Below are 9987 nucleotides of genomic sequence, written 5' to 3'. Positions count from 1 at the left end.
TGCGCATTGCCGAGGTCGTTGATGGCAACGATCTGGATATCATTCTTTTTGCCGCCTTCGTAGTGAGCGCGAAGGATGTTGCGGCCGATACGGCCATAGCCGTTGATTGCGACACGAATAGTCATGGTCTCTCTCCTGTCAGGAATTGAAAGTGATTGGAACATTGGGGCCTGCATCAGGCATGCGTAGGCACGCGTCAGGGGGTACATGTCGGGTACATCTGGCGTAGATCAGCCGCTATCGACGTGCCATGCTCCGTCAAAGAAAAGTTCGAAAAGCTGAAAATTTACTACATTTTTGAGCGAAGAAGCCCATTTCTTGAAGCACAAATTCCATCAATAAAAAACTTCTCGATTACATGGTTTAGGTGAAATACCTACACAGGACACGGCGCCTTTATTAGCGCCGCGGCTTTATCAGATTGGCGTCGGAACGCCGTGCGGCGCTGCCGGATTTCTTGCTCCAGACCGGGCCGCTATCGGACCTTGAGGACCTTGAGGACCTTGAGGACCTTGAGGACCTTGATCGCAACTCATCACCACCCTGATCTACAGTGCTCCGGCAACGAGAGCATGACGCCGTTCCAGCGCCCGGGCCCATCGCGTGGCCATGGCCAGCGAATTCGCGCACACCGCGGAATCGCCGACGGTGCAGACAGCCCGGTCCAGCAGTTGAATATCTGCTTCATGCTGCCGGGCCACGTGAGGATCTTCGAAAAAGATCACGCGCTTGCATCGGCGGTCGAGTACAAGCTCGGCAATCTGCGCATCGCCGCCGAGCGGTCCGCTCAGGTAGGGGTCCACCCATTCCTGATCGATGGGCCAGCCTTTGGTCCAGGCCAGTTCGTTCAATCGCTCGCCGGTGGTGCCGGTGGCGATCCGCCGCCTGAACCGGGACAGCAGTTCGAAATGATCGTGCGCATACTTCACCATGTCGGCCTTAAAGGCATCATGCGCGATCAGGGCAATGGTCTGGTCTTCATAGGCAAAATACGAATCGGTTCCGGCATCCGGCGGCATCCCGGCATGCATTCTTTCAATCTCGATCCATTCTTTCGCGCCCGCCAGTGTGGAGATGAAAGGCTTCTTGTGGGTGACGCACTGACGCTTTAGCGCAAGCGCCTCGGGAAAGCTGGAGGATGCGTCAACCGGATCGATGAAATAGATGGCGCCGTCGACAGCTTCGCTATGCTCGGTACCGCCCGCGACGAGCGAAACAAGCCGCATCAATCCCCCGTCGCGACCGTAGGGATAGCGCACCAGACTCGCCTTGTCGGGGAACAGGCATGAACTCTGAATGGCGTCGCAGGTTCGTCCGACAGCGACAAACTCCATGCCCAGCTGTGCAATACCGCTGCCGCTGGACAGCAGCCATTCAAATACCGCACTATCCCGCCGTTCGTGATGACGGCGGTTCGCCGCCAGACCGAAACGCAGTTTCATCGGAATCCTTCAAGACAATGTCGTTGCTACCAGTGCGCGCCAAACTGCATCCGGAGTTCCTCCAGCATCGCCTCGGCGAGCGGCGCCGGTTTCGGGTTGGCCGTCAACCAGAGCCTGGCCGTTTCCTCAAGCTCTTCCAGGGTTGCCATTGCCGAGGCGAGATCCGCATGCCAGACATTCGGTCCGAGCCGGTCGAGCATGACGGCGCGGATCGGCCTGCCCGAGGCTTGCGCCTTCTCGATCCTCACGGCAACCAGGTCACCCACCGCAGGATCGCCGGGGCGCCGATAGGGAATCAGGGGCACGTGGCCCACCTTCATCACGTAGTACGGCGTGATCGGAGGAACGATGTCCGCCTCGCTCCAGACTCCCGATAAGGTGAGCGCGACCAGGTTGGCAGAGTGGGTGTGAATCACGCAGCCGGCGGCGGCATCCGCGTCATAGATACGGCGATGCAGGGCCAGCGTCTTGCTCGCCCTGTCACCCGATGTCTGCCGTCCTTCCCGGTCCACTCGGGCAATACGCTCCGGCTGCAGGAAACCGAGGCAGACATCGGTCGGCGTAATCAGAAACCCGCCGCCGAGTTCCTGGTCCAGCCGTACGCTGATATTGCCGGCGGTAGCGTGCGCATAACCGCGGTCGAACAGGCTCTTGCCGACGCGGCAGATTTCCTGGCGCAGTTCCAGTTCACTCATGACAAGTTCCTGAACGCCTTCGTGAAGAAGTCCGTGGTGCCGAAGTTGCCGGACTTGAGCGTGATATGCAGGCCTTCGTTGCCCGCGAAGGGAGACCGCGCGAAACACCAGGGAACGCCCGGATCGATTTGCGGGCCGATCTGCATCTGCGTGATGCCGAGCGCCTGCACGCAGGCGCCGGAAGTCTCTCCTCCTGCGACCACCAGTTGCCGCACCCCGAGCTTGACCAGGCCGGCGGCGATCTGCGACAGGGTATGTTCTATCAATTCACCCGCCTCCTTCACGCCGAGCCTGGCCTGCACTGCCTTGACCTTGTCGGGCTCGGCGGTGGCATAAACAAGCACGGGGCCGTCCTCCAGATGCGGTGCTGCCCATTGCAGCGCCTGGTCGATGACATTGGCGCCGCCAGCCGCCTCAAGTGGGTCGATCGGCAAGGCGGGATAACCGTGCCGGATGAAGTCCGCTACCTGCGCATTCGAGGCGACCGAACAGCTGCCCGATACGATGGCTGTCTTTCCGGATGCGGCAGGCAGCCTGGCGGCGTCGGCGTTGGCGGAAATTCCGAAATTCTGCGGCAGGCCGAGCGCCACGCCCGATCCCGCCGTGACCAGCTTGAGGCCGGAAAATGCGCGCCCCATGATCAGCAGATCGTTGTTGGAAATCGCATCGACGATCGCCATGCGCACCTTGCCGCTTCTGAGCTCCTCGATACGGTCGCGTATCGCGCCTTCGCCCCTGGCCACGGTCGCATAGTCGATCAGGCCGACCGCGTGTTCCGTCTGCCGCTGCAGCACGCGCACGAGATTGGCATCGGTCATCGGCGTCAGCGGATGATTGCGCATGCCTGACTCGCTCAGCAAGCTGTCGCCGACGAACAGATAGCCCTTGAACAGGGTCCGGTGATTGTCGGGAAAGGCGGGACACGCGATGGTGAAATCGGTGTCCAGGAAATCCATCAGCGCCTCGGTGACCGGTCCGATATTGCCTTCGTCGGTGGAATCGAATGTCGAGCAGTATTTGAAGTAGTACTGCTGCGCACCCTGCTCCCGAAGCCATCTGGCGGCGGCAAGCGATTGTTCGACTGCGAGCCCGGGCTCGATGGTGCGTGATTTGAGGGCCACGACGACTGCGTCGGCGTCGGTGTCGATGGGTCCGTCCGGGATACCGATGCTTTGCACCACCTTCATGCCGGACCGCACCAGATTGTTGGCGAGGTCGGTTGCGCCGGTAAAGTCGTCGGCGATACAGCCTAGATACATGAGGACGTCTCCAGGAAGACAGGATTGGATGAAGGTGCCGGCCTGCGTGAACCGGCATGTGCTGCGTGCGCTTGCAGCACGAAGGCGGATATCCATGGGCGGATATCCGCCTTGGCAGGAGCGCGAAGGTTGCAGCGGTTGCGGCGCTCACCGCGCTGCGTTGCGTGCCGTGACCGCCAGCCTTGCGGCGAGCTGCTTAGAGAGCCTGGGCGACCGCCTGGCCGAAGGCCTTGCAGCCCATCGTGCCGCCGAGATCGACAGTGCGCGAGGCGGGATTTTCCAAGGCCTTGTCAACCGCCGCGATCATCGCATCGCCTGCCTTCGTCACCGCCGGCTGCTTGTGATATTGGCCCATCCACTGCAGCAGCATGGCGACCGACAGGATCATCGACGTCGGGTTGGCCTTGTCCTGGCCCTGGATGTCAGGCGCCGAGCCGTGCTGTGCCTGCGCGCAGCAATGCGTGTCGCTTGCCATCATGGATCCTGCCAGCCCGAGACCGCCGGACAGTTCGCTGGCGAGATCGGAAATGATGTCGCCGTAGAAGTTGGTTGCCACGAGCACGTCGAACTTTTCGGGCGAGCGCACCAGATGCGCGGTCGAGGCATCGACGAGCAGATCGTTCAGTTCGACTTCCGGGAATTCCTTGGCAACGTTACGTACGCACTCGAGGAACAGGCCGTCGGTCATGTGGAAGCTGTTGGCCTTGTGAATGGCGGTAACCTTCTTGCGGCGCGTCATCGCCAGCTCGAATGCGCGGCGCGCGATACGCTCGCTGCAATGGCGAGTGATCTTGCGCGTCGACAGAGCCATGTCCGGGCTGGGCATCACTTCACCCCAGCCGCGGGTCATGTTGCGGTCGGGATAAAAGCCTTCGGTGGCTTCGCGCATGATCACCAGGTCCATCGATTTGCCGGGACGCAGATTCGATTCGATGAAGGGACGAGTGCGGGCGGGACGCACGTTGGCATAGAGGTCGAGGCCGATACGGAAGCCCGCCGACACATTGCGGCCGCCTTTTTCAGGCGCAGGATAATCGGCATGGGACTGGGTGCCAAGAACGATGCCGTCATAGGTTTTCGCCTTGTCGAGCGTTTCCTGGCGCAGCGTCGTGCCATGTTTTTCCAGGCTCGCGAAGCCGACGTCGTCATAGTCAAAAGACAGGCCCAGGTTGAACTTCTCGTTCGCGGTGCGGGTGACGTGCATTGCTGCGTCTACGATTTCAGGACCAATGCCATCGCCGGGCAATACCAAAATTTTCATGTGCATCTCCAAGGTTTATCTCGTCTAGGCATAGGAACCTAAGCCGAATTCATTATATGCGATGATTGTACCAAGTGAACATATAAACCAACGAAAAATCGCCAATTTAATTTCTTAGCCTTTAACAAGCCCCTGCAGCATGCGAACCGCGCACTCGGGGCTAGCGAGCACGGGAACGGAAGTCAGCGCCTCCATGGCCGGCAAGGCCCGCGCCATCGAGAACTGGCCAAGCATGATCACTTCGCACCCCTGCAGCGACAGCGCAGCCTCCGCCACGAGCTGGTCGTGCTTTTCCGCATCGCCCGCCTGGAGCGCGCTCAAGGCCTCCGGCGCACAGACGGCGCGCAGTTCAATGTCCTTGTGTTGTTCCGCGGCCATGGCGAACAATTCGTCCTGCATCGGTGCTGCCGCCGGCGCAAAGGTGGTGATCAAGCCGATCCTCTTGCCTAGCTTGAGCGCTTCGGCGTACATGGCCTCGTTCGGCTTGAGCGTCGGAATGCCAACCGCATCACGTGCCGCTTCAATGGATGGCCCGAAGGCGGAGCAGGTATAAAGGATGCCATTCGCACCTGCGGCTTTCGCATACTCGGCCAAGGCCACGAACCGGCGAGTCAGGTCAGGCGTAATCGCCTTGCTGCTTGCGAGATCGGCGGAGAGGCTGTCTTCGAGAAGATTCATCCTGCCCGCTTCGGGCCAGAGGCGGATGAAGGCTTCTTCGATAGGCTGCATCGCCACCTTGGTGGCGTGGATGAGCGCAATGCGTGGATTCATTGATGTCCTCTCGGCGGGAAGATGGCGGAGCATCATGCTCCGCTCGTCGTTATTGTACTTTAATATTTCTAAGTACAATATATCGAGAGGATAGTTCGTGTATTGGATGCCTGGAGTCACTTGCCGGGCAGCGGCTGTCCGGGCCTCTCCCGGACGGAGATGCGGCGCCATGTGTCGAGCGGCATTAATGGCCGGTGCTTGTCACCGCCGGCAGAAATAGCCGAGACGGATCATCAACGCCGACGCATGAACACATCGGGCTTCCAGGAGACCAGGGCCTGCCGGTTAAACGCCAGGCCCTGGCTGCGGCATTCGGTTACAAGCGCGCCTTGGCTTCCGCCGCAGGCACTTCGGTCGCAGGATGCGGCTCCGCCTTGATGCTGCGGGCGACATTCAAATGCTCGCGGAGGAAATAGGACGCTTCCATCCGCTCGCCGCGTTCAAGCAAATCCAGCAGCATCAAATGCTCTTCGCACTGCCGCCTCAGGCGTGACCTGTCGAAATTCTGCTTGTATTCAAGCACGCGCCGAAGCCGGTTGATGTTCTTGACCGCATCAATCAGAAAACGATTGCCCGACCATTGCGCAACAGCTTCGTGCAGATTGACGCCGGCCTGGAATACTTCACTGCGCGACCATTTCTCCATGCCGCCATCGAGCATTTGCTGCTGCTCCTTGCGAACGCGTTCCAAGGCAACCTGATCGATACGAAACGTCGGTTCGAGAATGCCTGCGGGTTCAACCACCATCCGGAACCGGTAGCTCTCCCGATAAGACTCGACGGTGTTCAGGAGCTCGCGGAAGATCCAGCCGCGTCCCGGCTTGCGGTCAACCATGCCTTCGCGTGCCATGCGCGCCAGCACGCGCTGCACCTTCGCCCGGGACATGTCATAACGCTGCATCAGCTCCGACTCGGACACTTCGTCTCCGAGATGGCCTGCCAGACGGTCATCCGCGATCCTCAGGTAAGTCGCTTCGTCGGATTCGGTATCGACCGGCAACAGGATGCCGGCCAGGTCAGCGCCCGTCTTTGCAACATAGAAACCCCGGTTGGGCTCCGAAGCCACGGCGCCTGCCTGCTCAAGAAACTGCAATGCCCGCCGTACCGGCGAACGCGACACGCCCAGTTCGCTCGATAGTGCCAACTCGGTCAGCCGGTGACCAACAGGAAATTCCTGCTGCTCGATCATCCGCACGATACGACTTGCTAGCGCTGGTACCAGCTTGCTGATATTTGCGCTCATAAAATAGCTCCTGATAATTTGCGGTATGTCGGCTATTGTACTGGATTGCCACCATGCGACATGAGCGTTTACCGGCCGCCTTTCCATGTAAGTAATTGAATTTATTGGAACCTTGCCCTTAATCGTCTTCCGAAAGCCGGATGCCGCGGCGGCGCAGGATGTACGGCACGAACAGCACCAGGAAGGTCGCCACCATCAGCGATGCCGAGATCGGCTGCTTCAGGAACACCAGCCAGTCGCCCTGGCTGATGGACAGCGCCAGGCGCAGCTGCTTCTCCGCCATCGGGCCCATGATCATCCCCACGATCACCGGTGCCACCGGGAAGTCGTATCGCCGCATCAGCACGCCGAATGCGCCGATCGCAAACATCAGCACCAGATCGAACGATGACTGCCGCATCCCGTACACGCCGATTGTTGCAAATACCAGGATCCCCGCATACAGGTACGGCTTGGGCACCCGCAGCAGCTTGACCCAGATCCGGATCAGCGGCAGGTTCAGCACCAGGAGAATCACATTGCCCACGAACAGCGAGCCGATCAGCGCCCACACCAGGTCCGCCGAAGTCTGGAACAGCAGCGGTCCCGGCTGCAGGTTGTAGTTCTGGAACGCCGCCAGCATCACCGCCGCCGTCGACGAGGTCGGAATGCCCAGTGTCAGCAGCGGCACCAGCGCGCCCGTGGCCGATGCATTATTGGCCGCTTCCGGTCCCGCCACGCCTTCGATCGCGCCCTGGCCGCGGTTCGGCGCGAATTCTTCCGGATGCTTGCTCAGCTTGCGCTCGGCCGCGTACGACAGGAACGTCGGGATCTCGGCGCCGCCGGCCGGGATCGACCCGAACGGAAAGCCGATCAGCGCACCGCGGATCCATGCCGGGACCGATCGCTTCCAATCCTCGCGCGTCATCTTCACCGACGTCATCTTGTGCACCGAGCCGTCGCTTTCGCCTTCGTACAGCACGTTGTACAGCGACTCCGATACCGCAAACAGCGCCACCGCCACCAGCACCACTTCAATACCATCGATGAGTTCCGGCACGCCCAGCGTATAGCGGGCGAAACCCGATACCGAGTCCATGCCGACCAGGCCGATCATCAGCCCCAGCCCGAGGCTGGCGAGTCCGCGCAGAAGCGATGCTCCGAGGAGCGTCGACACCGTCACGAAGGCCAGCACCAGGATGGCGAAGTATTCCGCCGGGCCGAAGCGCAGGGCGAACTCCGCAATGGTTGGCGCAAACAACGTCACCAGTACGGTCGCAATGGTGCCCGCGACGAACGAGCCGATCGCGGCCGTGGCCAGTGCCGGCCCCGCACGGCCGTGCTTGGCCATCAGGTTGCCTTCCATGGCGGTGACCATCGCCGACGACTCCCCCGGCGTGTTGAGCAGGATGGAAGTGGTGGAACCGCCGAACATGGCGCCGTAGTAAATGCCGGCGAACATGATCAAGGCGCCGGTCGGCTCGACCTTGGCCGTCATCGGCAACAGCATGGCCACCGTCAGCGCCGAGCCGATACCCGGCAGCACGCCGATCATCGTGCCGAGCAGGCAGCCGACGAACCCCCATGCCAGGTTCATTGGAGACAAGGCGGTCCCCAGCCCTTGCAGCAAGGGCATCCAGATTTCAGTCATGATTTCAGTCAGTCAGGGTAAGTCAGATCCAGCCCTTGATCAGGGCGGGCAGCGGCACGCCCAGGCCCTTGGTAAAGCCGAGGTAGACCGGCACGATGATGAGCAGGCCGAGCAGCAGGTCGCGCAGGACGCTCCTGCTGCCGAAGGCGCGCGCGGCCGCCATGAACAGTACCGTCGACGACAGCACGAAGCCGATCTGGCTGATCAGCAGCGCATTGGCCAGCAGACCGGCCGAGACCCAGCCGGCGCCCTGCCATTGCTGCCGGTTCGGCGAGGCCTGCGCGTCAGCGCCCGACGGCAGGAAGCGAAAGCCGCCGGTCATGCCTTGCCAGACCAGCCCCGCGCCGACCACAGCTAGCAGCAACGCGACTGCCAGCGGGAACGCCTGGGCACCAATGATGGAGTAGCCCATGTCGCGCGGCAGCAGCAGCGCACCGATGACCAGCATCACCGACACCGCCAGCACGAAGGCCCCGATGGCCACATGCACCTTGTTCGGACGCACCGCCACCGCGGTGCGATCGAGCGAATCACTTAATGATTGAGACATCGAGGCATCCATGGTTACAGCAGACCCGATTCCTTGAGGGCCGTCTCGAAGCGGCGGCTCTCGAAGTTCAGGAAGTTCTCCAGTTCCGGACCGGTGAGCATGGTCGGTGTCCAGTAATTGGTCTTGACCGCGTTCTGCCAGGTCGGCGATGCGGTGGCTTTGGTGACCGCATCGACCAGCGACTGCTTCTGCGCCGGCGTGATGCCGGGCGCGCCGGAGAACAGGCGCCAGTTGCCGGTGACGACGTTGTAGCCGAGCTCTTTCAATGTCGGCGCTTCGACATTGGCCAGCTTGCCGGGAGAGGCCACGGCCAGCAGGCGCATCTGGCCGGATTCGAGGAACTTGGCGATCTCGGGATAGCCGCCGGAGATGGCGGTGACATGGCCGCCGAGCACGGCGGCGTTGGTTTCTCCGCCGCCGCCCAGCGGGATGTAGTTGACCTTGGCGCTGGGCACGCCGACAGCCTGCGCCAGTTCGATGATGCCGAGATGGTCGACGCTACCCTTGGAGCCGCCGCCCCACTTGATGCTGGTCGGATCCTTCTTGAACGCCTCCATCAAGTCCTTCATCGACTTGTAGGGAGACGCCTTGCCGACCGCGATGACGTTGTACTCGGTGAATACCCGCGCAATCGGGGTGGCGGTGGTCATGGTGACGGCCGCCTTGCTCTGCAGGATGCCGGTGACGGTGTTGACGCTGGTGACGATCATGGCGTTCGGATCGCCCTTGCTGGCATTGGCGAACTGGGCCAGGCCGATGGCGCCGCCGGCGCCGCCGCGGTGTTCATAGGAGACGGCCTTGGCAACGCCGGCGTCCTGCATGGCTTTGCCCATGGTGCGGGCCGCCGCGTCGAAGCCGCCCCCGGGAGTGCCGGGAATCATCATCTTGACATCGTCCAGCGCATAGGCCGCGCTCGACAGCGCCAGCACAGCCATGACTTGACCACCTTTAACCAGCAGGCTCTTCATCCTTCATCTCCTATCCAAAATAATTTTTTTGCAAAGCGCCGAGCCAACTCGGCACATCATCAACTCACGCCATCTCGGCATGTCCGGCATCGCTTTTCTTCTTTTTAAATTGTACGAAGCGGTTAGTCAGAACAATACGCCTTAGTCCGAGGCGAAGTCAAGTCAAAT

General features: G+C 61.2%; 10 protein-coding genes. All 10 read right to left on the bottom strand.

The features are described from left to right. On the bottom strand, positions 1 to 125 hold a 125-nt coding region (locus FH061_RS28050; protein WP_318841066.1), incomplete at its 3' end, for a glyceraldehyde 3-phosphate dehydrogenase NAD-binding domain-containing protein. A 423-nt stretch (positions 126 to 548) separates the two neighbouring features. After that, entirely contained in the window at positions 549 to 1442 is an 894-nt protein-coding gene (locus FH061_RS28040) for a methylglyoxal synthase (protein ID WP_225984938.1), read from the bottom strand. A gap of 26 nt (positions 1443 to 1468) precedes the next feature. Beyond that, positions 1469 to 2137 (bottom strand): class II aldolase/adducin family protein, encoded by a 669-nt coding sequence (locus FH061_RS28035; protein ID WP_151639132.1) that lies wholly within the window; start codon positions 2135 to 2137, stop codon positions 1469 to 1471. After that, complete coding sequence (gene otnK, locus FH061_RS28030; RefSeq protein ID WP_192805295.1) at positions 2134 to 3396, bottom strand: 3-oxo-tetronate kinase; 1263 nt, start codon at positions 3394 to 3396, stop codon at positions 2134 to 2136. Before otnK ends, FH061_RS28035 begins: the two co-directional genes overlap by 4 nt. 196 nt (positions 3397 to 3592) lie before the next feature. Then, positions 3593 to 4657, bottom strand: a complete 1065-nt coding sequence (locus tag FH061_RS28025; RefSeq protein ID WP_151639130.1) for an isocitrate/isopropylmalate dehydrogenase family protein — start codon at positions 4655 to 4657, stop codon at positions 3593 to 3595. A 114-nt stretch (positions 4658 to 4771) separates the two neighbouring features. After that, the gene (locus FH061_RS28020; protein ID WP_151639129.1) at positions 4772 to 5428 is read right to left on the bottom strand and encodes an aspartate/glutamate racemase family protein; all 657 of its coding nucleotides are present in this window, start codon (positions 5426 to 5428) and stop codon (positions 4772 to 4774) included. Between the two features lie 316 nt (positions 5429 to 5744). Then, positions 5745 to 6671 (bottom strand): GntR family transcriptional regulator, encoded by a 927-nt coding sequence (locus FH061_RS28015; RefSeq protein ID WP_151639128.1) that lies wholly within the window; start codon positions 6669 to 6671, stop codon positions 5745 to 5747. Positions 6672 to 6789: 118 nt separating this feature from the next. After that, a complete protein-coding gene (locus FH061_RS28010) occupies positions 6790 to 8301 on the bottom strand; it encodes a tripartite tricarboxylate transporter permease (RefSeq protein ID WP_225984937.1) in 1512 nt (503 codons plus the stop codon). A 22-nt stretch (positions 8302 to 8323) separates the two neighbouring features. Then, positions 8324 to 8851 (bottom strand): tripartite tricarboxylate transporter TctB family protein, encoded by a 528-nt coding sequence (locus tag FH061_RS28005; protein ID WP_151639127.1) that lies wholly within the window; start codon positions 8849 to 8851, stop codon positions 8324 to 8326. 14 nt (positions 8852 to 8865) lie between these two features. After that, on the bottom strand, positions 8866 to 9819 hold the full coding sequence (locus tag FH061_RS28000; RefSeq protein ID WP_151639126.1) for a Bug family tripartite tricarboxylate transporter substrate binding protein: 954 nt from the start codon (positions 9817 to 9819) through the stop codon (positions 8866 to 8868). Positions 9820 to 9987: the final 168 nt, after the last annotated feature.

It is taken from the genome of Noviherbaspirillum aerium, from assembly GCF_008929045.1.
Taxonomy (GTDB): domain Bacteria; phylum Pseudomonadota; class Gammaproteobacteria; order Burkholderiales; family Burkholderiaceae_D; genus Noviherbaspirillum; species Noviherbaspirillum aerium.
Note: the sequence above shows the minus strand (reverse complement) of the source record. Positions and strands in the feature narration are given on the sequence as shown.

What these genes read in the sequence shown, in the direction of transcription:
- FH061_RS28040 (WP_225984938.1), bottom strand. Translation starts at nt 1,442, where the DNA reads ATGAAACTGCGTTTCGGTCTGGCGGCGAACCGCCGTCATCACGAACGG.
- FH061_RS28035 (WP_151639132.1), bottom strand. Translation starts at nt 2,137, where the DNA reads ATGAGTGAACTGGAACTGCGCCAGGAAATCTGCCGCGTCGGCAAGAGC.
- otnK (WP_192805295.1), bottom strand. Translation starts at nt 3,396, where the DNA reads ATGTATCTAGGCTGTATCGCCGACGACTTTACCGGCGCAACCGACCTC.
- FH061_RS28025 (WP_151639130.1), bottom strand. Translation starts at nt 4,657, where the DNA reads ATGAAAATTTTGGTATTGCCCGGCGATGGCATTGGTCCTGAAATCGTA.
- FH061_RS28020 (WP_151639129.1), bottom strand. Translation starts at nt 5,428, where the DNA reads ATGAATCCACGCATTGCGCTCATCCACGCCACCAAGGTGGCGATGCAG.
- FH061_RS28015 (WP_151639128.1), bottom strand. Translation starts at nt 6,671, where the DNA reads ATGAGCGCAAATATCAGCAAGCTGGTACCAGCGCTAGCAAGTCGTATC.
- FH061_RS28010 (WP_225984937.1), bottom strand. Translation starts at nt 8,301, where the DNA reads ATGACTGAAATCTGGATGCCCTTGCTGCAAGGGCTGGGGACCGCCTTG.
- FH061_RS28005 (WP_151639127.1), bottom strand. Translation starts at nt 8,851, where the DNA reads ATGTCTCAATCATTAAGTGATTCGCTCGATCGCACCGCGGTGGCGGTG.
- FH061_RS28000 (WP_151639126.1), bottom strand. Translation starts at nt 9,819, where the DNA reads ATGAAGAGCCTGCTGGTTAAAGGTGGTCAAGTCATGGCTGTGCTGGCG.